Source organism: Vibrio sp. YT-16, assembly GCF_033337405.1.
Taxonomy (GTDB): Bacteria; Pseudomonadota; Gammaproteobacteria; order Enterobacterales; family Vibrionaceae; genus Vibrio; species Vibrio alginolyticus.
The window spans coordinates 44,014-66,917 of record NZ_JAWOQQ010000017.1; the positions used below are offsets into that span (position 1 = coordinate 44,014).

The following is a 22,904-nucleotide window of genomic DNA, read 5'->3' on the forward strand; positions in this document are numbered from 1 at the left end:
TATGCTTAGGTTAAAGCACTTTAATCGAACTCAAACTGATAGAGTAGGTCAACGGCGCTATCTACACCAGATACTGCTTCTAAATACAAGTCTTGCATCAATCGGTAACGCACAGTGAACTCACCTAGGGAGTTAAAGATGCCGACACCATATTTCACCTGCAAACCTGGCAGAATATAACCACTCACCGTCACTTGCGAATCATCGCCCGACCCAGCAGTGTCCAGCTGTAAATCCTGTACGCCAAAGGCTTCACCGATTTCACCAACCACACGCCCACTCTTCGCCAAGCTTAAACCAATTAAGGTAGTCGTCATTGCATTACCACCGGCTTCACCATCAATATCTTGACCACGAAGTAGATAAGAAAGTGCATTGGCTTGGTTCATCGCGGGCTCTGAGAAAATTTCTATACTCGGATCAGATGCTGGGCCCGACACTTGTACCCCTGCAATGACATCATCTTGGGTATTGTCTGGATTACGAATCGCTTTGATAGACAAGTAAGGTTGATCTGGTGGACCATTCATCAGAATCTTACCTTCTTTAATCAATAAGTCCTGACCAAACGAACGATAAGAACCGTCGACAACATTCACTTCACCAACGATGAAAGGACCTTTGTCTTTTTGTGTCACGTTTAGGTTCCCTTTCAACCCACCTTTTAAACCAAAAGCGGCAAGTTGGAAGTCATCACCAATTTTAATGTTGATGTTCGTTTCCACATCAAACGGCATCGCAGCCACATCGTCCACTGGCTGCAAGTTTTTATCGAGAATAACGGTATCACTCGATACACCTACCGCACTTGGTGGAAGCTCTTCGACGACAATTCTGCCCCATGGCAAATTAATATCACCCTCAATTTTCGCAAGCTGAGGGGTCACATCTATTGTCATGTCAGGCTCCACTTTGATTTTTACCATTGGAGGCAAATCAACATTGAGCTCTTTAGCAAATACACGCGCTTTAGTGCGCCAGTTCTGTAAGTCCTGCCAATCGGCATCACCGATAACGTTCAACTCACCATCCGGGGTTAAAATTCCGGCATCCAAGTCCGCTTGATGGCCTTTAAAGTTGATGACGACCTGCCCTGAGTTTATATCTATCGGTGTGACTTCACCCTGTAGCTTCATTTGGTCAATCAAGAACTGACCATTAACCTTCGGATGCATGACGTCACCTGATATCGCTAGGTCAGTATTCATGTTTGCTTTAAACAAGCTGTACTCACCAATCAACGGTGCCAAGAAATCCAAGTGGAACGTAGAGAGTGAAACCTTACCATCAATAGTGGGCTTTTCAGTCGAGACATTCAGTAAAGAAACCTTACCAGACAAGTCACCGTTATCTTTCACATCAAATAGCCACTCGGCATCAAGCTTGTCTTTCGCTAATGCTGCTTTAAAGTTGAAGCTTTCCCAACCGACTTTAATTGGCTGTTCAAGCGCTTGTTCAACTTGGCCTTTTGGCATATTGACACTTAAGGTTACTTCAGGCTTTTTCTCTGGTGCCCATTTAGCAAAAGCCTGTGCATTAACCGAGCCTTGCAGCTTGGTTTCTGGCGGCAGGAATTGTTTGATTTGGTCAAAATCAAAATCATTGATGGCTAACTTCGCCTGGCCACTCTTACCGACACTAATGTCTTCGGTTAGACATACGCTCGACTCCGCTTGCAACCAACAATGCGCTTGAACGTTCGCGATCTGTTTGTCGATATTGACCTTCACCGCGGTCGATTTTTGCAACGCCCACGGGCCTTGTTGCGAGCTCAGCGTCAAGCGGCGCAGCGCCCCATCCCAAATCATTTCTGGTTTCTGCTGGAATGTCCCTTCAATTTCTAAACTGGTCGACACCAGGTCAGACACTACATCGAGCGTAAGTTGATGCAGTTTTTCATCCCCAGAGACTTCAAGGTCAGCACTATCAACTTTTATGTCGTCATAGGTAATGTTGTTCGCAATTAGGCTTATGTTCGCTTTTGGTGCTGGCAGAGGCTTCACATCACCCTTTAAGGTGATCGTTTCTACGTTCGCCTGTTGCTGCCAGTTTATCTGATTTAAAGCGAGATCAAGATTGATGTCTGGTTCTTTCAAGCTACCACGTAGTGCGACTTTACCTTGCATTTTACCTGCAAGATCCGGAACACTTTTCGCAAAATCAGGGAAGTTAACCTCAACATCCATCAGAATTTGCTTATCGATCTTACCCTTTGCACTCAGTTGGTTCGGGCCATGAGAAAGCGCTAAACCCTGAGTGGTAAGTTGGATGTCTTCGCCTTTGCCGTTCTTATCAGACGCTTCAAGTTGCCCTTCAACATTCAGCGGATAACCTCGCAAAATGCCGTCAATGTCTAACTTAGGCAAACTGACTTGCCAACCGCCTTGTTCTGTTAACGACCCCGAAGTCGAAAGATTACCGCTAATATCCCCTTCGGCTTCTTTCCACTGCAATCCTGGTTGAATGTTCTTCAGGTTTAAGTCAGCTTGCCAGTTGATTGGCGCGGCCCAATTGGCCATGACTTTCCCAGAGAGTTCGCCCCCTAAGGTTTTCACTACAAGGCTTTCGAGGTCAATTTGCTCTAACGTACCTTTGCCGTTTAGTGCGACATCAACGGCGGGAATATCTTTGCCTGACGCTTTGGTTTCTAATGCGACTTCGTAGCCATCAAGTGAGCCTTTTGCCGCCAAGCTTGGTACAGAAACCTGGTAATCGCTTTGTCCAAATAGCGGCCATTGCGCCTGTACATTTTTAATCGCGACATCAAACGGTAACTGCGTTTTAAGCGGTTGAATATCACCTTTGATCTCCGCTTGTACAAGCTCAGAAAGCGTAGCATTTAGTGACAAATCACCAACCGAACCCGAGACCGAAAGCGACAGTTTTTGTCCCTTCGCATCCGCTTGCTTCACTAACGCGTCCAGTTGCGCTTTGATAGGGTAATCAGAAGAAAGCGTCACTTGTGTGCTCAACTCGCCTTCCACTTCTGGCATGTCGAGCTCTAACGTTTTGACATCAACACGTTCACCGCCTGCTCTTGCAACCAAACCAAGATGATTGACGATCACTGGCGTTTCACCTGCCAGTTTAAAGTTGTGAATATCCAGACGGCGCGCTTCCACCGTCAGTGGAATCCATACTTCGGGTAACACAATATCTTGCGGCGTAACGTCAGTTTCTTTCGGCTCCTCGGCAGCCGCTTCAGGTTCAGCCTCACTTGGTGCTAAAGCCACATTAATGTCTTTCAACGCGGTAGGTGCGATCACCAAACGATCACCCTGCATCGACAAAGCGGTCGAGAATGTTTGCCAATCAATTTGATTGCCCAGCACATTGACATTGATGTCATTAAAGCTGACTTTATTAACAAAAATTGGCACTGGCGTACTGATAGAACGCAGTGGTGGTGTTTCCTCTTGCTCCTCGCTTGCTGGCGGTAGCTCTGGCATCTTAAAGTCAAGCCCCTGCAGTCTTAACTCATCGACACAGACCTTAGGGTCAAAGAAACAGCGGAAGTTCACTGCCAAAGCTAAACGCTCGACTTTGGCGTCGATATTCAAAGACTCATCGACAAAACTGACGTTATGCAGTTCGAAGCGAGGAAACAATGAACCCTGCACTTTTTCAATCTGCAATTGTGGTAATGCTTTTTCAGCTCCCCACAAGGCAAATTTGAGGCCTGGGTGGGTAAACAAAACTGTCGCGACAATAATGATGAGCAACAGCAATAGACCAATCAAACTGAGCGACAGCCATTTGGTCCACTTAAACATCATTTTGATCATAGCTCAGGCCCCAATGAGAAGTGGATACGAAACTCTCGTTCTGGTTTTGCATCCAACCCCCATGCAAAATCAAAACTAACAGGGCCCACCGGAGACGCCCAGCGGATACCAACACCAGCACCTGATTTCCAATCTGGTGTTTCATTAAACGCATCACCAATATCGTAAAACGTTGCAGCCCACCAGTTTCCATAAACACGATATTGGTATTCTAATGTACTGCTAACAATGTATTTACCCCCCGTCAGGGCGCCACTCTCATCCACAGGTGAAATAGATTCATAGCCGTAACCACGAATATTATTGTCACCACCAGCGAAGAAACGCAGCGACGGTGATAGTTTTTCAAGTTCATCGGTAATATTCGCACCACCTTCTAAGCGGAACAAACCACGATGATTCTCTCCAATACCACGAATCCAAGAAGTCGAGCCAATTAAGCGGAGCACTCTAGTTTCAGAAAGCATAGCGGTATCACCATACTCAATAGTGATGCTTTGCTTGTCTCCCCACATTGGCATATTGCCCCCTCGAACCCTAGTCCGAGAAAATGTCGCACCTGGAAGTACGAAGTTGAATTCATCATCTTGTAAACCTTGCGTAAAGCTCTCGTACAAATGACGAACATAAACGGTATTATGCCAACCACCGTCTGCTAACCAATGACGCTCCACTGCAAGGTTAGACTCGATACTCTGCGTGTCACGGTTGTCTAGGTTTTTAAGCCCATATTGAACTTGATAATAATCGTTAGCGACATCTTCTAAAGGAATTTTGTAAGAAGCAGTCACGGTTTGCTCTGGCTTAGATAGGGATAAAGCAGTGTTGAAACTGTGTCCTCGGGAGCTCACCCAAGGTTTCTTCCACTTCAACGTTCCTCGAACGCCGACATCCGTTGAGTAACCAATACCCGTCTCGATCTGATTCTTAGAAGCAGGAGATAAAGACACTTTAATTGGCAAGTCTCGGCCATCATCAAGCCTATCCAATTCAGGCTCAACAAAAACTGAGGAAAACCACTCCGTATTTGATAGCTTCTGGTTAAACTCGCCCAGCTTCGAAACGTTGTATGGGTCCCCTTCTTTAAAAGGTTGTAGTGATGCGACACGGTCTTCCCAGATGTGGTTGCCAATAAAAGAAACGTCGCCAAAATTGAAACGTATTCCACTGCTGTAGTGCAAACGGACATTAGCTTCGTTCAGATCAGGGATAACCTCTAATCGACTTAGCGTAAACTCACCATTGAAGTAACCACGCTGAAGCGCCAAGTTACGAATGCCTGACTTAAGGCTGTCGTATTGGCCTTGATTCAAAACTTGGCCAACTTTGAGCGGAGAGCGCTCAATAAGTTTTGCAAATTCTTCATCGTCCTTGGCCTCTCCAGTGATGACCACATCCATGACTTTCACTTTCACTGGCAAGCCCGGCTTGATGAGCACAATTAACTCATCATTCGCTTCAGGAATAGAGTATGAAATTTTTGCATGATAATACCCAAGCGCGTTAAGCGCTTCAGTGATACTTTGATCTAATCTCGCTTGAAAACGCAGAGAAGTGGAGTAATCCTTCTCTGGAATAGATGATAGATACGCACTGACATTCTCTTCTAAAGCGCCATCAATGCCTTTCAAAGTCAAAGAAACATCGGCATAGGCACCATGAGAAAAGGCAAACAGGCCAACAATGGTGGGGAGAGCTTTTTTTATCATGCTTTTATGGCTGAATGAGGTTAAGTAAACGTAAATAATGATAACGCCAATTAGATTCTAAGTCTGTAATATTAATAGGTTTAACGCGGTCTATGTCATCACAGCATCAGATACAGACGAAATGAAAAAGTTCGCAAATTTAAGACACGTATTGAAGGACAAATACCATGCTCAACAAACAAACATTGATCAGTATAGAAGATGCCTTGCCAGGTAGAGATCAACCAATGCAGATTGACGATCATCATTTTGTAAATAAATCTAACCTAAAGGCGCCTCTTGCGTCACACCAACAGCAGATTTTGCTCGGAATGGGCTGTTTTTGGGGCGCTGAGCGCGTATTTTGGCAACTCGACGGCGTTGTATCTACTTCGGTCGGTTACGCTGGGGGGTACACACCCAATCCCACGTATGAAGAGGTCTGTACAGGTAAAACGGGTCATACAGAAGTCGTACGAGTCGTTTTCGATGAACGCGTCATCTCATTAGAAAAGCTACTGGCTGTTTTTTGGGAAAAACACGACCCAACTCAGGGAATGCGTCAAGGTAACGACTTAGGTACTCAATATCGTTCTGCAATTTACACTTATTCGACGGGGCAACTCGAGAGCGCAGAGAAATCGAAACTCTTGTATCAGCAAGCACTGCAAGAAGAGCAACGCGCGAACATCACCACCGAAATACAACCAGCAGGTCCGTATTACTTTGCGGAAACCTACCACCAGCAATATTTGGCGAAAAACCCTGATGGTTACTGTGGCATCGGAGGAACGGGAGTTTGCTTCCCACCAAGCCTCCAAGGATAAACCTAACCAGCAACAAAAAGAGCGACCGATATGGTCGCTCTTTTCTAAATCTAAGTGGGTACCAAGCTAACTAAGCCGATAATGATGCTATCACTTGGTTGACTTCTTTAAAGATGGTGAGCCTTTTATGATCGTTGACGTCAGGTAGTAACACTTTGCCATTGTCGAACTGAAAACAGCCAACCCCAACAATAAAAAACTGACCTTTGAACAACGTTTTAACAAAACGGGCCACTTGTAATGGTCGATATACAGCAAACTCACGTAGCATAACTCACCTCAATTCCTTTGAGAAAACACGGATTGCTTATTTTTCCTCTGCAATCTTAATGCGCAATTTGCGACGGAAATCATTTTAGCAAATTCTAAATATAACGCAAGATTACACCACTCCATACGTTAAATAAATGTTATCAACGGTCCTACAAATTTCTAAGATCTGGATATATACTGGAAGCTTCCAAACCTCGTACGGAATATAACAATATGAAAACTAAGACTCTCCTACCTCTACTACTGGCCTTAACGCCAAGCTTGACCTTTGCACACAACTTGTCAGTGGGTAAAAGCGTTCCTCCTGTCAATGTTGCCGCTTACGGCGAGATTGTTTTACAAGGAGAAGGCGTTGCATACCAACCCTGGGCAACTCAACATATGCAAGGCAAAGTTCGTGTTATTCAAGCCATCGCAGGCCGTAGCAGTTCAAAAGAGATGAATGCCCCTTTAATGTCGGCAATAACAGCGGCAAATTTTCCACAAGAAAGCTACCAGACGACGACTATCATCAACCAAGATGATGCAATTTGGGGGACAGGCTCTTTCGTGAAGTCTTCAGCTCAAGACAGCAAAAAAGAGTTTCCTTGGTCATCCATGGTTCTTGATGAAAATGGCGTAGTTGCTAATACTTGGGACCTGAAAGAAGAAAGCTCGGCCATTATTGTTCAAGACAAAACGGGCAAAGTTCTGTTTGTCAAAGAGGGCGCACTTGAGCAAGATGAGATAACAAAAGTCATTGAGCTTATTAAACAGAACATCTAGCTTCATTGAATGGCTCCTTATTCTTGTTGTAAGGAGCTATATGAATTTGATTAGAAGCATGGGCAGTGATAACTCTGCTCTTTATAAGTGCGACACTTCCACAGAGAGTATTACCAATATTTTTCGGCACGCATGTGTGGAGTTAAATTTTTCTGCTAGCCAACAAAAGAGTGAACTTTTATTCATTATGGGTGTTATATTATAACAGTCGGTAAGAGGAGCTCAGATGTACCACCACCAGCAAAAAACACTAAGATATTGGTATCGCACTGCTTTATTTTTCAGTATTGCGTTGCTGATCGCTTGGAACTTTGCGGTTGTACTTCATCAAGTCGATCTGACGCCCGACCATCATACCCATCATCATTGCCAATTATTTTCTGGTGTTCAGCACGGTATAGCAAAGGTACAACCTACCCTCTCTACACCGACTTTTACGCGCGCCCAGCATCATCATGTTTTTTTGCATCTCGTGTACGGCGAAGAAGTTCTTGGCGCTGCTCGTGCCCCTCCTTATTTTGCTTAATTTCCAAACTATTCCACACTCAAAATTATTGAGTTCATTTCCGCACCTAGTGTGTCAGGGAACAATAACTTAGTGAAACTCGAATCTGAGCAATACCGCCTTTGGTTAATGCCAGTAAAATTAGGAAAAATACAATGTCATCAAAACACGTTTTAGCCCTTGCTATTGGCCTCACTTTATCGACAGCAGCGAATGCAAACGAATACCGCCAGCATGGTGCTCATGTGCATGGTCACGTCGAGTTTAATATCGCCCAAGATGGCAAAGATCTGTTAGTAGAGATCACAGCTCCTGGAGCTGATGTTGTGGGTTTCGAACATGCTCCAGAAAACGCGCAACAAGAGCAAGCGCTTAAACAAGCCGTCGCTACACTCGAAGACAGCAACGCATTGTTCGCTATTAACTCACAAGCTGATTGTAATATTGAAGAAGCTTACGTGAGCCACAACCTAAGCGAAACTCATGAGGAACATGATCATAGTGAGCACGACCATGATGACCATGCACATCACGATCATGAAGGGCACGAACACCATGATCATAATGAACATCATGATAAACATGACCACCATGACGCTCATGATGAGGCGCACGATCATGGCGGTCACGGTGAATTTTCGGTGCAATATCGCTTCAATTGCGAACAAGTTAATCAGCTTAGCCAAATCCAAACCGATTGGTTTAACCAATTCCCAACTACAGAGTCCATCAGCGTCAATATATTCACTGATACCATGCAATCAGCAATTAAATTAAGCAAAGATAACACCCAAATCGTAATCAAATAACACGAGTGGCGTGTAAGTACCCACTTACACGCCACAGCTTTGGTGATTTAATATGACTGAAACCACACCAAATGTTGTCGAGCTAGAGGATGCCCAATTTTTCTGGCCCGGTTCAACCAACCCAACCATCCACATCCCCAAATTACACATTACACAAGGCGAGCATGTGTTTATCAAAGGTCCAAGTGGCTGCGGTAAATCGACCTTGCTCGCTTTGTTGACGGGGATTAACACATTAACTTCAGGCTCTCTATCTGTTCTCGATACTGACCTTGCTAGTTTAAGTGCCAGTCAGAGAGACCGCTTTCGCGCCAATCATATTGGCTACATCTTTCAACAGTTCAATTTATTGCCGTACCTTAACGTACTTGAAAACGTATTATTGCCATGTCAGTTCAGTAAAATACGACGTGACCGTGCCCATTTAGGTGCCTCATCTCAAGCGTTAAATGAACAGGCTCAGGCCCTACTAGAACGACTGCACTTGCCAAACGAGCTTCATACACGCCCTGTCTCTGAATTGAGTATTGGTCAACAACAACGTGTGGCTGCGGCTCGAGCTCTGATAGGACATCCAGAGTTAGTGATCGCTGACGAACCAACCTCAGCTTTAGACTATGACAATCGTAAAGCATTTATTGAGCTCCTTATGGAGCAAGCGAATCAAGCCAATGCCACACTGGTATTCGTTAGCCACGACCCAACACTCGAACCCTTATTCGATCGCACGCTCAATCTACCCGACATTAATCAAGTATCTAGCCTAGGAGCCATATCATGAGTGCTGTAGTAAAGCTCGCCTGGAAAAGCTTGATGAACCGCAAAGCGACGGCAATTCTAACCATCATGACCGTTGCGATTTCAGTGGTACTCCTCTTGGGCGTCGAGCGTATCCGAACTCAATCCAAGGATAGCTTCGCCAATACAATTTCAGGCACTGACCTCATTATTGGTGGACGCTCTGGGCAAGTGAACCTATTGCTCTATTCTGTGTTTCGTATTGGTAATGCGACCAACAACATCGATTGGAAAAGCTACCAAGAGTTTGCCAACCATCGTTCAGTCGATTGGGCTATTCCAATCTCGCTTGGCGACTCGCATAAAGGCTTCCGAGTTATGGGAACCAATCACAGTTACTTTGAGCATTACAAGTTTGGAAGTAAGCAACCACTAACATTTAGCAAGGGTAGAGAATTCAATGGTTTATTTGAAACCGTGCTAGGTTCTGATGTCGCTAAACAACTTGGTTATGATATCGGTAGCGAAATCATCATTGCCCACGGCATTAGCGACGTTGGCTTTAGCCGTCATGACAATCTGCCATTTAAAGTTGTCGGTATCCTTGCACCTACAGGAACACCAGTCGACAAAACTGTCCATGTATCATTGGAAGCCATCGAAGCCATTCACGTCGGATGGGAAAGTGGTGCGCGTTTGGGCCCGACACCCAAGGCACAAGATCTCAAAAACAGAGACTTTCAGCCCAAACAAATTACCGCTATGCTCGTTGGTTTGAAATCTCGTATTCAAACTTTCGCCCTGCAAAGACAAATTAACACCTACCCCAAAGAGCCGCTCAGCGCCATTATGCCCGGCGTTGCGTTGCATGAGTTATGGGGAATGATGTCGGTTGCAGAGCAAGCCCTAATGGCAGTATCTGGTTTTGTCGTGATCGCAGGGTTGTTAGGTATGTTAAGCAGTCTATTAACTAGCCTACAGGAACGCCGCCGTGAAATGGCGATTTTGCGTGCCATGGGAGCAAGGCCTCGTCATGTTTTCTCACTCTTAATTAGTGAAGCTAGCTTGCTTACTGCTGCTGGTATTATTACTGGCGTTACTGGGCTGTATGCCATTCTTGCTATCGCGCAGCCGATCATCCAACAGCACTATGGAATACATCTCACCTTAAGCATCTTATCTACTTATGAGTGGATGCTATTAGGTTTCGTACAATGCGCTGGTATTGTGATTGGTTTCATTCCCGCACTCCGCGCCTACCGACAGTCACTGAGTGACGGAATGACAATAAGGATTTAATAAAATGTGGAAAAAAATACTCGCAAGTTGCTTGCTGGTCGTCGCATTCACAGCGCCTGTTATGGCCAGCGAAGAACCATTGAAGCTTGACTGGATTGACCTTGTTCCAGAAAAAGAGCGTAAATTGTTCGACAGTATAGGCATGCCTGCATCTGATCACAGTGGTGGCGCAGCGCAGCAGTCCAAGATTGGTAATGTTCGACCAGAACTGAACGGAAGCCAAGTTAAAATTCCAGGGTTTGTTATCCCACTTGAAGGTGATGCCAATACCGTCACCGAGTTTTTATTAGTGCCATACTTTGGAGCTTGTATTCACGTGCCACCACCGCCTCCAAACCAGATCATTTACGTGAAGTTTCCGAAAGGCGCTCCTGTTCAAGAGTTGTGGGATGTTATATATGTGGTTGGAACGTTGAAAACCGAGACGATAAACCACGAACTGGCAGAAACGGCTTACGTTATTGAGGGATCAGAAATAGAAGCCTACGACGATATGTAATTTAAGTCGTCGATAAGCCTCGCTACACCTAAGGCGTCACACTGGCGCCTTTTTTAGCTTTGTGCTAAACGATATAACGAGATAAATACGCTAACACGCCCACATAAATAACCAAAAGAAACGCTATCGACAGGTGCTTTTTGAGTTTACCTGCTTCTGAGAACTTCATAGCCCCTCCAAAATAACGATAACAATTTTAACAACTCATTATCATTTTGAATAGCCCTATTCGTTCAAAAACTGAGAACTCCTGTCTGGTCGCTTGGTCAGATAAGGTGTAAATTTAAACGTGCGAACCGCGCAGTTCTTGGTAGGAAAACGAATGGCAGACCCGACAAAGCAACCTGTTGTCATCGAACATCAGTCAGACACAAAAAAAAATACGCAACAAGAAAAGAAACAAGGCTACATAAAAGACAGTGCTAGTAAGGTAAAAACCATTGCCCAAATACACGGTCTTGACGCCTTACTGCAAACCGAACCGCCAGCCAAATCTGCGTTTGAAAGAGCCCAATTGCGAGAGCAAAGACGCCAAGAACAGCGACAAAAAAACTTAGAACAGATTTTAAAATTAGCGCACAGTTCATGCCGAGATGAGACAGCGGGAGAGCCAGACCAAGATTGGTTGCATCGATTTTTTGAGATGGCTCAAGACATCCATAACAGCGCGATGCAAAAGCTATGGGCTCAAGTGATGAAGCGTGAAGTGACCAATCCGGGTTCAACGTCCATGAAAGCGTTGAAAACCCTCAAAGACATGTCACCAAAGGAAGCACAAACTCTGCAAAGAGCCGCCTCTTTAGCGTGCAGTTTTGGAGGGGATCACAGCAGAAAACTGCTGATTGGTTACAAAGCGCAAGGAGGAATATTTAGCTTCGGCAAGCGAGACGTCGCCAACAGCCTAAATATGGGAAGTTTTCAACTGCCGTATTCAAGCTTGTTGCTCTTAATTGAATTAGGGCTGCTGCACAGTGCCGAACTTGAATCTGGCGAAATTAGTATCGAGACACCGTTGGCCCTCACCTACCAAGGTAAAAACTTGTCACTGAACGTAAACAGCAAAGGTGTCCGCCTTTTATATTACCGCTTCACACCCACAGGTAATGAGCTCTGTACCTTGCTCGGAAACAAACCACATGCCGAATACTACGATCAAATGCTTGCACTGTTAAATCATAGATTTAGTGTCCATAGTGAAGCTAAAAGTACGGTTCATCATACCGTCTAGCCAGCTTGAGAAGCATTTGATCACCTATGATCCAAATACTTCTCAAGCAGCTCAAAGAGCTTTAGGTCACCTATGATCTAAATGCTTTTTTATCGGATCACACCGCGTTGTTTAAGATCGATTAAGCACAAATCTACCAGCTCATCGACACTCTTTTCTCCCGCGGGCAAATCGATTTCAGGGTTCTCTGGCGCTTGATATTCCGAATCAATACCAGTGAAATTAGGAATCTCTCCCGCACGGGCTTTACGGTATAAACCCTTAGGATCTCGACCTTCGCAAACCTCTAGAGATGCATTGACATACACTTCGATAAACTCGCCTTCTGGCAATAAATCGCGCACTAACTTCCGCTCTGCACGATGCGGTGAAATAAACGCCGACAGAACAATTAAACCCGCATCTGCCATCAACTTCGCCAGTTCACCAATGCGACGAATGTTCTCGCGACGGTCCTGTTCAGAAAAACCTAAATCGCTACACAAACCATGCCGTACATTGTCACCATCCAATAAATAGGTGTGGTAACCCAATGCTGCAAGGCGATTTTCCAACGCCCCCGCTACGGTTGATTTACCCGCTCCAGATAAACCAGTGAACCACAATACGGCAGGTTTTTGCTTCTTTAATTCAGCACGAAACTGTTTATCAACCGAATGCTGGTGCCAAACAATGTTTTCATCTTTTACCGTCGTTTCGGCAGTCATAACGTATCCTTGTAAATATCGGAATTAAAACGGGAAAAAGACCGGGATCAAAGTAAGTACTAATACAGAGTACACAATCGAAATTGGCACTCCAATTCTCACGTAGTCGGTCAATTTGTAATTTCCTACGCTGTACACCAGCAGGTTAGTTTGGTAACCGTAGGGAGAGATAAAGCTCGCACTCGCGCCGAACAAAACCGCCATGATGAATGGCATCGGATCCACGCCATAACCCACCGCCATGCTATAGCCGATAGGAAAAGAAAGCGCAGCCGCGGCATTGTTTGTCACCAATTCAGTGAGTACCAATGTCATGATATAAGTCGCCACCAAGGCACCAAATACTCCCCAGCCATTAAACGCTTCAATAAACATCACTCCCATTCTTTCTGACAATCCAGAAGAGATCATCAGTTGAGCAATAGACAAAGCGGAACCGACAATCACGACGATATCGATCGGAAAACGGCGGCGCAGTTCTGAAATCTGCACAATACCAAACGCAATAAGCGCGATAAGGTACGCAGCTAGACCTTTAATAATTGGCACTAACTCTAATAGAGCGCATCCAATTACGGCTGCAAAGCCCAGTAATACAATGGAAGACTTATTCGTATCAAGCCGAGCGCTAGAGTCCAAGTCATGCACTAAAACAAACTCTTTACGATGAGCTCGGCGTTCAGACTCAAAACGCTTTCCTGGAACCAGAACTAACGTGTCCCCAGGCGCTAAGGTAATGCTACCCAAGCCACCTTCTAGGCGTTCGTGGCCTCGGCGAATCGCCACAACAACGGCATCGAATCGGTCGCGGAATCGGCTCTCTTTGAGGGTTTTGTAGCAAAATGTCGCCGACGAGCTCACCACAACTTCGATAAAGTTTTGCCCATTTAAGTGCTGCTGACCAAACAACTTGAGGCCCGGAATTTCTTGCAGGGTCGCGACGCTCTCAACATCGCCACAAAATAACAGGCGGTCTTTTGCATTGAGCACAAAATCCGGTCCCACAGAAGAAACAGTAACACCATCGCGCACCACTTCTGCAAGAAACAGTTTGCGCAGCGCACGTAAATTATTCTCGCTGATCGTACGCCCAACTAGCGGTGATCCAGGCTCAACGCGAGACTCAAGAAAGTAAGGTAAATCTTCTTGGTTTTGATCATCATAATTCGGTAGCAAGTAGCTGAGCGGGATAAGAATCAGCATCCCTCCCACCAGCACAGCCAAACCTATCATCGTAGGTGTAAAAAAGCTCAGGCTCGGTAAGCCTGCGTCTTCAACAAAGCTGTTGATGATTAAGTTAGTCGACGTACCAATCAAAGTTAACGTGCCACCAAAAATGGCGGCGTAAGACAATGGGATAAGTAATTTCGAAGGTGCATGCTGCTGATTACGCTTAATCGCCCCAATCAATGAGACAACCACAGCGGTATTATTCGTAAATGAAGAGAGCAAGGCTGTCGATACACCGAGCTTAGCAATCACGCTGCCTAACTGGCCCTCAGAGATACTTCGGCTCACCCAACTGATCAGCAGTGTTTTTTCTAGAGCACAGGATGCAAGAATCAATAGAACCAGGGTTAACAATGAAGAGTTGGTAAAATTGGATGCGATAGTGGCTGAATCCATCATCCCAGCCATGAATGCAATAAAAGCGGCACCCGCAAAGACATAACTAGGCTTAATTTTCGTGACAAGCAAGCAAGTGATAATGCCAAGCAAAATCGCTAACACAAACCCTTGTTCCCACATAGCCTTTCCTTACCAAATAGCCCTAAAGGGCACAACAACGACTCATTTATCCATGAATCACCGACAAACGAGCAAACAGACAAAAATCAGCGCAAGCGAAAAGAACATCAGAATGCTCGGTTTCTTGGGCTCCACCGAAGCATTCTGGTATTAGGAGAATACCTAACGACATTTCGCAATTCAGTTAGGTAGCGACACCCCAAGTACAACAGCAAACAGTGCCTGAAATTATCGTACTTGGGTGAGCCAGTTACTTTTTCAGAAACTGGCTGACGTCTTTTGCTTCCCAGTGTGGGAAGTGTTTACGGACAAGCGCATTAAGCTCAACTTCAAACGCAGAGATGTCCGTCAAATCGCGCTCAACCACGGCGAGGCTCTCTTTAACCATGCCAGCACCAACCGTCACGTTTGTCAGACGATCGATAATGATAAAGCCACCGGTATCTGCACAGTCTTGATAATTGTCCAGCGCGACTGACTCATTAAGAGACCATTCACACAAACCAATACCATTCAATGGCAGCTCTGCCGAGCTATGAGTCGAGAGATTATTAATGTCATATTGATGACGAATCGCTTCAACATGACCTACGGTTTTCTTACCTGCGATTTTGATGTCATAGTCACGACCCGGTTGCAGGGGTTGCTCTGTCATCCACACCACATCGGCAAGCAAATGGTTTGTGGTTTCCACTTGAGCATTATCTAGAACAATCAAATCGCCACGGCTAATATCGATCTCATCGCTTAGCGTCAGAGTGACAGCTAATCCGGCACGAGCTTCTTCGATATCACCATCAAAGGTCACAATACGTGCCACAGTTGACGTTTTACCCGATGGCAAAGCTTTAATGGCATCACCGACTTTGATCGAACCAGAAGAAATGGTCCCCGCAAAACCACGGAAATCGAGGTTAGGACGATTAACGTATTGCACAGGGAAGCGGAATTCACCCGCGCCTTTTTCTTGATCCACATCGACCGTTTCAAGAAGCTCAAGCAATGATGGGCCTTTAAACCAAGTCAGGTTTTGGCCTTTATCCACCACATTGTCCCCTTCAAGCGCTGAGATCGGGATGATTTGAATATCAATATCCCCTGTCAGATTCTCAGAGAACTTCAGATACTCATCGCGGATCTCTTCAAAGCGCTCTTGGGAGTAATCCACTAAGTCCATCTTGTTGATCGCCACAACAAAGTGCTTCAAACCCAACAGGTTGGAAATGAAAGAGTGACGACGAGTTTGATCGAGAATGCCCTTACGTGCATCAACCAGAATCACAGCTAAGTCACATGTCGATGCGCCTGTAGCCATGTTACGTGTGTACTGCTCGTGTCCAGGAGTATCTGCAATGATGAATTTACGTTTCTGCGTCGAGAAATAGCGGTAAGCCACATCAATCGTGATCCCCTGCTCTCGCTCAGCTTGTAAGCCATCGACCAACAACGCAAGGTCGGGCTTTTCACCCGTGGTACCCACACGTTGGCTGTCTGAATGCACTGCCGCTAGCTGATCTTCATAAATTTGTTTTGAGTCATGGAGTAAGCGACCGATTAATGTACTTTTACCGTCATCCACCGAGCCACAAGTCAAGAATCTAAGTAACGACTTGTACTGGTGTTGTGTTAAATAGCCTTCGATACCAAGCTCGGCTAATTGAGCTTCAACTGCACTGTTCATTATCTTTCCTTAGATCCTTTAGAAGTAACCTTGACGTTTCTTAAGCTCCATCGATCCTGACTGATCGTGGTCGATCGCTCGGCCTTGGCGCTCACTCGACGTTGCCACCAGCATCTCTTCGATAATGCCAGTTAAAGTGTTTGCTTCAGACTCGATAGCCCCAGTCAATGGATAACAACCAAGGGTACGGAAGCGCACACTCTTCTCTTCAATCACTTCACCCGGTTGAAGCTCCATACGATCATCATCAACCATGATCAGCATGCCATCGCGTTCAACAACTGGGCGTTTGTCCGCGAGGTAAAGCGGCACGATCTCGATGTTTTCTAAATAGATGTATTGCCAGATATCAAGCTCAGTCCAGTTAGACAGTGGGAATACACGAATGCTCTCACCCTTATTAACCTGACCGTTGTACGTCTTCCATAGCTCAGGACGTTGGTTTTTAGGGTCCCATGTATGGTTCTTATCGCGGAATGAATACACGCGCTCTTTCGCCCGTGATTTCTCTTCATCGCGGCGCGCGCCACCAAAGGCCGCATCAAAACCGTACTTGTTCAGCGCTTGTTTTAAGCCTTGAGTCTTCATGATGTCAGTGTGCTTAGAAGAACCATGAACAAACGGACTACAGCCCATGGCTAGACCTTCTGGATTCTTATGTACCAAAAGCTCAAAACCGTATTTGGCCGCGGTGCGATCACGAAATTCAATCATCTCGCGGAACTTCCAATCGGTGTCGACATGCAGCAATGGAAATGGAATCTTACCTGGGTAAAAAGCTTTACGCGCTAGGTGCAGCATCACTGATGAGTCTTTACCAATCGAATACATCATGACTGGGTTATCAAACTCAGCCGCAACTTCACGGATGATGTGGATACTCTCCGCTTCGAGTTGTTTAAGGTGAGTTAAACGTTGTTGGTCCATGTTTTGTATTTCCTTTTTAAGCTTGAAGGCGCATTACGTCTCTAATCTTTGGTCTGAAATTATATGGAGTTGGCAATAGCACTTTTGTTGAATTCAGTACTAGACAAAAACCAGTCTAACTTTTGAGACAGTCGCACTACCTCTCCGACAACAATCAAAGATGGCGACTGTGCTTCCTTCGATAAATCAGAGAGTTGGGAGAGTTCTCCCGTAAATACTTTTTGTTGAATCTGCGTGCCACGCTCAATAATGGCAATCGGAGTCGACGCTGAACGACCATGCTTAATGAGTTGATTCTGAATATAGTGTGATTTCATCAGCCCCATGTAGATCACTAAAGTCTGATTCCCACGCGCCAACGTGGACCAATCCATCTCATCACTTTCTTCTTTCAAGTGGCCAGTCACAAAGATGGCCGATTGCGCATAATCACGATGAGTCAGTGGAATACCAGCATAAGCGGTTGCGCCAGCTGCTGCGGTAATGCCAGGGACAACTTGAAAACGAACGCCGGCATCAGCAAGCACTTCTAACTCTTCACCACCACGACCGAATACAAACGGATCCCCACCTTTAATGCGCACTACTTTGTAGCCCTGCTTGGCAAAATCCACCAAAAGCTGATTCGTCTTCTCCTGCGGCACACTGTGATGCCCAGCTCGCTTCCCAACGCACACCAAAATCGTATCGCTTGGAATCAATGCCATGATTTCTTCAGACACCAAGTAGTCGTACAAAACCACGTCAGCTTGCTGCAAGCAGTTCAGTGCTTTCACCGTCAGAAGTTCAGGATCGCCTGGTCCTGCACCGACTAAGGCGACTTCACCAGGCTGTAGCGATTGCTTTGCAAAACGAGTAACACCAGCGACTGGGTTGTCAGAAACTAACCGGGGCTTTGGTTTAGGAAAAGAAGTGACTGAATCGTTCGTTGCCATGTGCTTGCTCATCGTCCATTGATATCGTTATGCAAGCATTATGGCGGGGCGTTTATATTACCTGAAATTCTAAAATTTCATTTTTTATTCAAAAATCTGCTAAGAAGTTTTTGTTTGGTCTCATTCAAAAGCGTGCAAAAGTCGGCGGTTAATATGGATAAGGTTCAGTAAACTGATTAATGTTCACAGTTTTCTGTATCTTTATCATCAAGTTGCACCTGTGTTTGATACATTACGCAGTACGATTTCCCCTTATCATTGAATTGGAGCACCAAATGAAAGTGGCAGTTCATCCTATTTCCCTCGCAGTATTAAGTGGCATGCTAACGCTTGCTGACCCAGCAATGGCCGATACCATCAAGCTTCGTATTATCGAAACCACCGACATTCACACCAACGTGATGGATTACGATTACTACAAAGACCAACCATCACAGCAAATCGGTTTAAGTCGCGCAGCAACAATAGTGAAACAAGCTAAGTCCGAGGCAGAAAACACGGTACTAGTTGATAACGGTGATTTAATTCAGGGCAGCCCAATGGGCGATTACATGGCGGCAAAGGGGATTAATCCCGGCGACGTGCACCCAGTCTACAAAGCGATGAACCAGCTAGACTACGATGTGGGCAATATTGGCAATCATGAGTTCAACTATGGCTTAGATTTTCTACAAAAGACGTTGAAGGGGGCAAACTTCCCTTACATCAACGCAAACGTATTTGATAAACAAACCGGTGAGCATTACTTCAAACCTTACCTCATCAAAACTCACACTTTTAAAGACACAAACGGCGAAGCGCATCAAATAAAAGTGGGTTACATCGGCTTTGTACCACCACAAATTATGGTCTGGGATAAGAAGAACTTAGAAGGCAAAGTCTTTGCTAAAGACATTAAGGAAACAGCAGAGAAACTGATTCCTCAAATGAAGAAAGAAGGCGCAGACGTGATTGTGGCGATTCCACACTCGGGCATTTCTACTGATCCATACAAGCTAGGCGCAGAAAACTCTGTTTACTACCTCACAGAAGTTGAAGGTATTGATGCGATTGCTTTTGGCCACTCTCACGCCGTCTTCCCAGGGAAAGACTTCGCAAACCTACCTGGTGTTGATATAGATAAAGGGACCATCAATGGTGTAACGTCCGTGATGCCGGGCCGCTGGGGAAGTCACGTAGGTGTGATGGATTTGATGCTGAAAGAGAAAGACGGCAGATGGCAAGTCGTCGAAGGCCAAGCAGAAGCACGCCCTATCTTCGATAAAGTAAATAAGAAGTCATTAGCTAAAGCCGATGAAGATATTGTGAAAGCGTTAGAAGAAGATCACAAAGGCACTCGTGAATTTGTAAACCAACCAATCGGCAAAGCAAATGATGTCATGTACAGCTTCTTGGCATTAGTGCAGGACGACCCCACCATTCAAATCGTTAACCTTGCTCAGAAAGACTACGTAGAACGCTTTATTCAAGGCGACCCAGACCTTTCTGACATTCCAGTACTGAGTGCGGCAGCACCATTTAAAGTCGGCGGTCGTAAGAACGATCCGAATAACTTTACAGAAGTAGAATCCGGTCAGCTCACCTTTCGTAATGCGGCCGATCTTTACTTATATCCAAACACCTTGGTTGCGATGAAAGTGAAAGGTAAAGAAGTTCGCGAATGGCTAGAGTGCAGTGCGGGTCAATTCAACCACATCGACATCAACAATCCTAAACCGCAATCTTTGATTGATTGGGATAATTTCCGTACGTACAACTTCGATGTTATTGATGGGGTTAACTACCAAATCGACGTTACCCAACCGCCGAAGTACGATGCGGATTGTAAAGTGATTAATCCAGATTCTCAGCGCATTGTGAATCTGACGTTCAATGGTAAGCCTGTCAATCCGAAGCAAGATTTCATCATCGCAACCAATAACTACCGTGCATATAGCAATACTTTCCCTGGTACAGGCCCAGATTTCATTGCATTTGACGCACCAGATGAAAACCGCTCTGTCGTCGCCACTTATATTTCTCGCGTGAGTGAAGAAAAAGGAGAAGTGACACCAAGCGCTGACAACAACTGGTCTTTCGCACCGATTAAGTCCGATAACAAGCTAGATATTCGTTTCGAAACCTCCCCTAGCGATAAAGCGGCGCAGTTCATCAAAGAGAAAGGACAATACCCAATGAAACGCGTGTCAACAGACGACATTGGTTTCGCAATTTATCAAATCGATCTGAATAAATAAGGTTGATTTGACAGCAACACTAAGCGGCTCTCATGAGCCGCTTTTTTGTTATCAATAAAACCCGTTAAAATAAAGAAAACCGTTTCCGAGTTATCACATGCACAGCGATCTTTTTTCAGACTTAGTCAATCATGGCTTTTTAGAGACAGAAGCAAACCAACTTATTGAAAATGGTGAGTTGCTCGAACTGCCTACACGCCACATTCTTAATCACCAAGGAGAGTTGAGCTCACACCTTTACTTCATCATTGAGGGGTTATGCCACGCAAGCTATCTCACGGAGCACGGCAAAGAATTCAGTAAAGAATTTTATTGGGAGAAGGACTGGGTTATCGGGTTTGAGAGCATAATAAAGGACCAACCTTCGCCTTACTTATTGGAAACGCTGAGCGCTTGTCAGCTATTTTGCTTGCCAATTGAAACGTTGCATCACTGGCGAGCAGAAAAGCACGCCATTTACTTAAAGCTACTCGAAAACCAACTGGTTAATAAAGAGAATAAAGAACGCTTTATGTTGCTCTACTCTCCAGAGGAACGATATCAATTATTTTGCGCTCATTACCCAGATTTAAAGCAACGTATTACCGATAGTCAAATTGCGGCCTACCTGGGCATTACGCCAATCAGTTTGAGTCGAATCAAAGCACGCTTAACCAAAGATCACACTCTCAAATAAACTCAAAAAAGAAAAAAGCTCTTCAAACGAAGAGCTTTTTCTCTGCAATTTGAGCTATTTAAGAATTCGCGCCCGGAACTGGCGCCCTTTCATCTTGCCGTTACTAATGGTTTGTAGAGCCTTTTTAGCCACAGATTTTTCGACGGCAACATAAGCGCGCACAGGGAACAGGTGAATCTTTCCGACTTGAGAGCCTGGAATACCATTTTTTCCTGTCAAACAACCTAAAATATCACCCGGTCGTACTTTCTGTTTCTTACCGCCATCAATGTTAATCGTCACCATCTTCGCTTGGTATGGCTGCTGATTTGATTTGGCAGGCAATGTTGCTGGTACCACGTCCATCTCTAGGTATTCTTCAATACGAGCTACACGTAAACCGTCTTTCTCACCAAAAAAGCTAAACGCTAAACCTTTACTACCCGCACGACCTGTACGACCAATACGGTGCACATGAACCTCAGGATCGCGCGATAGCTCAAAGTTAAAGACAGCATCAAGATTATCAACGTCCAAACCACGCGCCGCAACGTCTGTTGCAACAAGGATAGACACACTCTTGTTAGCAAACTGCACCAATGCTTGGTCGCGTTCACGCTGCTCTAAGTCCCCGTGGATATCGATAACGCTGAATCCTTTGTGATGCAACTCATCTGCGACACTTTGAACTTCTTTTTTGGTATTACAAAAAACCACCGCGGACTCTGGTTGGTGAGTCAGCAGCAAATTCGCCAATGCTTCATCACGTGCTTCCGAGCCTTCAACTTTATAGAAGTACTGCGCAATGCTTGAGGTATCATGCGTCGATTCCACCTTAATCACTTCCGGTGTCTGCATTATACGCTGCGCAATTTGCTCAATTTTTTCTGGAAAAGTAGCACTGAAAAGTAGAGTTTGACGCTGCTTTGGAGCTGCATCGATGATTGCATCTAATGCGTCTTGGAACCCCATGTCCAACATGCGATCAGCTTCATCTAGCACCAAGGTATTCAGTTCGCTAAGATCAATTCGGCCTTTTTCAAGGTGATCCAAAATACGACCAGGAGTACCAACTAGGATATGCGCACCATGCTCCAGCGAACCAATTTGTGGCCCCATAGGCATCCCACCGCAGAGAGTAAGCACTTTAATATTATGAATGCCGCGACCTAAAGTACGAATTTCCTTCGCTACTTGGTCTGCAAGCTCACGCGTTGGACACAATACTAATGACTGGACACGAAAGCGTTTGACGTTGAGGTTCGATAAAACCCCTAAACCAAATGCAGCGGTTTTACCTGAGCCCGTTTTACCCTGCCCGATGACATCACGATGTTTTAGGATTGCAGGCAAGCTCAAAGCTTGAATTGGCGTCATGTGGGTATAGTTCAGGGAATCAAGTGTGGCGAGTAACGCTGGGTTAAGCCCAACTTGATCGAATGTTTGTTTGCTCACGGGGATATCCTCAGGTGAGATGGAAAGAGGGCACATTATCACCAGATTTGGTGGGAAAACCAGTGCTAATTAACCTTTGTTAATGAGTATGAGCTCAAAACAAAGTAAAGTCAGTCACTCTATTCTCATTACGGATAACAAC

Annotated in this window: 19 protein-coding genes; 10 read left to right on the forward strand and 9 right to left on the reverse strand. The window is 45.2% G+C overall.

The window, feature by feature from the left end:
* Positions 1 to 20: 20 nt before the first annotated feature.
* Both R7F07_RS20925 and R7F07_RS20930 read right to left on the reverse strand, forming a co-directional pair.
* Positions 21 to 3,785, reverse strand: coding sequence for a translocation/assembly module TamB domain-containing protein (locus tag R7F07_RS20925; RefSeq protein WP_171342794.1), 3,765 nt, complete (start codon positions 3,783 to 3,785; stop codon positions 21 to 23).
* Complete coding sequence (locus tag R7F07_RS20930) at positions 3,782 to 5,494, reverse strand: autotransporter assembly complex protein TamA (RefSeq protein WP_005383121.1); 1,713 nt, start codon at positions 5,492 to 5,494, stop codon at positions 3,782 to 3,784. Before R7F07_RS20930 ends, R7F07_RS20925 begins: the two co-directional genes overlap by 4 nt.
* A 167-nt stretch (positions 5,495 to 5,661) precedes the next feature.
* On the opposite strand from R7F07_RS20930, the gene msrA reads away from it, so the two are divergent.
* Positions 5,662 to 6,300 (forward strand): peptide-methionine (S)-S-oxide reductase MsrA, encoded by a 639-nt coding sequence (gene msrA / locus R7F07_RS20935; RefSeq protein WP_017820282.1) that lies wholly within the window; start codon positions 5,662 to 5,664, stop codon positions 6,298 to 6,300.
* Between the two features lie 70 nt (positions 6,301 to 6,370).
* Here the strand turns inward: msrA and R7F07_RS20940 are convergent, their stop codons facing one another.
* Complete coding sequence (locus R7F07_RS20940; protein WP_005379612.1) at positions 6,371 to 6,571, reverse strand: DUF1107 domain-containing protein; 201 nt, start codon at positions 6,569 to 6,571, stop codon at positions 6,371 to 6,373.
* 215 nt (positions 6,572 to 6,786) lie between these two features.
* On the opposite strand from R7F07_RS20940, the gene R7F07_RS20945 reads away from it, so the two are divergent.
* The 7 genes from R7F07_RS20945 to R7F07_RS20975 all read left to right on the forward strand — a co-directional run bounded on the left by R7F07_RS20945 (position 6,787) and on the right by R7F07_RS20975 (position 12,416).
* Positions 6,787 to 7,338 carry a YtfJ family protein gene (locus R7F07_RS20945; RefSeq protein ID WP_005383122.1) on the forward strand — a complete coding sequence of 184 codons (552 nt, stop codon included), beginning with the start codon at positions 6,787 to 6,789 and terminating at the stop codon, positions 7,336 to 7,338.
* A 226-nt stretch (positions 7,339 to 7,564) separates the two neighbouring features.
* A complete protein-coding gene (locus R7F07_RS20950; RefSeq protein WP_171342796.1) occupies positions 7,565 to 7,864 on the forward strand; it encodes a DUF2607 family protein in 300 nt (99 codons plus the stop codon).
* A gap of 134 nt (positions 7,865 to 7,998) precedes the next feature.
* Positions 7,999 to 8,652, forward strand: a complete 654-nt coding sequence (gene zrgA / locus R7F07_RS20955) for a zinc uptake protein ZrgA (RefSeq protein ID WP_017633449.1) — start codon at positions 7,999 to 8,001, stop codon at positions 8,650 to 8,652.
* Between the two features lie 52 nt (positions 8,653 to 8,704).
* On the forward strand, positions 8,705 to 9,433 hold the full coding sequence (locus tag R7F07_RS20960) for an ABC transporter ATP-binding protein (RefSeq protein WP_033906015.1): 729 nt from the start codon (positions 8,705 to 8,707) through the stop codon (positions 9,431 to 9,433).
* Positions 9,430 to 10,689 carry an ABC transporter permease gene (locus R7F07_RS20965; protein ID WP_171342798.1) on the forward strand — a complete coding sequence of 420 codons (1,260 nt, stop codon included), beginning with the start codon at positions 9,430 to 9,432 and terminating at the stop codon, positions 10,687 to 10,689. Before R7F07_RS20960 ends, R7F07_RS20965 begins: the two co-directional genes overlap by 4 nt.
* A 4-nt stretch (positions 10,690 to 10,693) precedes the next feature.
* A complete protein-coding gene (locus R7F07_RS20970; protein WP_064353581.1) occupies positions 10,694 to 11,188 on the forward strand; it encodes a DUF3299 domain-containing protein in 495 nt (164 codons plus the stop codon).
* Between the two features lie 322 nt (positions 11,189 to 11,510).
* Positions 11,511 to 12,416, forward strand: coding sequence for a TIGR03899 family protein (locus tag R7F07_RS20975; protein ID WP_064353580.1), 906 nt, complete (start codon positions 11,511 to 11,513; stop codon positions 12,414 to 12,416).
* Between the two features lie 89 nt (positions 12,417 to 12,505).
* Here the strand turns inward: R7F07_RS20975 and cysC are convergent, their stop codons facing one another.
* The 5 genes from cysC to cobA form a co-directional block, all read right to left on the reverse strand.
* A complete protein-coding gene (gene cysC, locus R7F07_RS20980) occupies positions 12,506 to 13,123 on the reverse strand; it encodes an adenylyl-sulfate kinase (protein ID WP_005379598.1) in 618 nt (205 codons plus the stop codon).
* 24 nt (positions 13,124 to 13,147) lie between these two features.
* Positions 13,148 to 14,872, reverse strand: coding sequence for an SLC13 family permease (locus R7F07_RS20985; RefSeq protein ID WP_005379596.1), 1,725 nt, complete (start codon positions 14,870 to 14,872; stop codon positions 13,148 to 13,150).
* 250 nt (positions 14,873 to 15,122) lie between these two features.
* Positions 15,123 to 16,553 (reverse strand): sulfate adenylyltransferase subunit CysN, encoded by a 1,431-nt coding sequence (cysN, locus tag R7F07_RS20990; RefSeq protein WP_017633444.1) that lies wholly within the window; start codon positions 16,551 to 16,553, stop codon positions 15,123 to 15,125.
* A gap of 18 nt (positions 16,554 to 16,571) precedes the next feature.
* Positions 16,572 to 17,480, reverse strand: a complete 909-nt coding sequence (gene cysD, locus R7F07_RS20995; RefSeq protein WP_005379592.1) for a sulfate adenylyltransferase subunit CysD — start codon at positions 17,478 to 17,480, stop codon at positions 16,572 to 16,574.
* A gap of 59 nt (positions 17,481 to 17,539) precedes the next feature.
* The gene (gene cobA, locus R7F07_RS21000; RefSeq protein ID WP_031780800.1) at positions 17,540 to 18,415 is read right to left on the reverse strand and encodes a uroporphyrinogen-III C-methyltransferase; all 876 of its coding nucleotides are present in this window, start codon (positions 18,413 to 18,415) and stop codon (positions 17,540 to 17,542) included.
* A 275-nt stretch (positions 18,416 to 18,690) separates the two neighbouring features.
* On the opposite strand from cobA, the gene cpdB reads away from it, so the two are divergent.
* Positions 18,691 to 20,652 (forward strand): 2',3'-cyclic-nucleotide 2'-phosphodiesterase, encoded by a 1,962-nt coding sequence (cpdB, locus tag R7F07_RS21005; RefSeq protein ID WP_171342800.1) that lies wholly within the window; start codon positions 18,691 to 18,693, stop codon positions 20,650 to 20,652.
* A 97-nt stretch (positions 20,653 to 20,749) separates the two neighbouring features.
* Positions 20,750 to 21,328 carry a Crp/Fnr family transcriptional regulator gene (locus R7F07_RS21010; protein WP_033906009.1) on the forward strand — a complete coding sequence of 193 codons (579 nt, stop codon included), beginning with the start codon at positions 20,750 to 20,752 and terminating at the stop codon, positions 21,326 to 21,328.
* Between the two features lie 54 nt (positions 21,329 to 21,382).
* Here R7F07_RS21010 and dbpA read toward each other — a convergent pair whose 3' ends face one another.
* Positions 21,383 to 22,762 carry an ATP-dependent RNA helicase DbpA gene (gene dbpA / locus R7F07_RS21015; protein WP_005379583.1) on the reverse strand — a complete coding sequence of 460 codons (1,380 nt, stop codon included), beginning with the start codon at positions 22,760 to 22,762 and terminating at the stop codon, positions 21,383 to 21,385.
* Between the last annotated feature and the right edge of the window lie 142 nt (positions 22,763 to 22,904).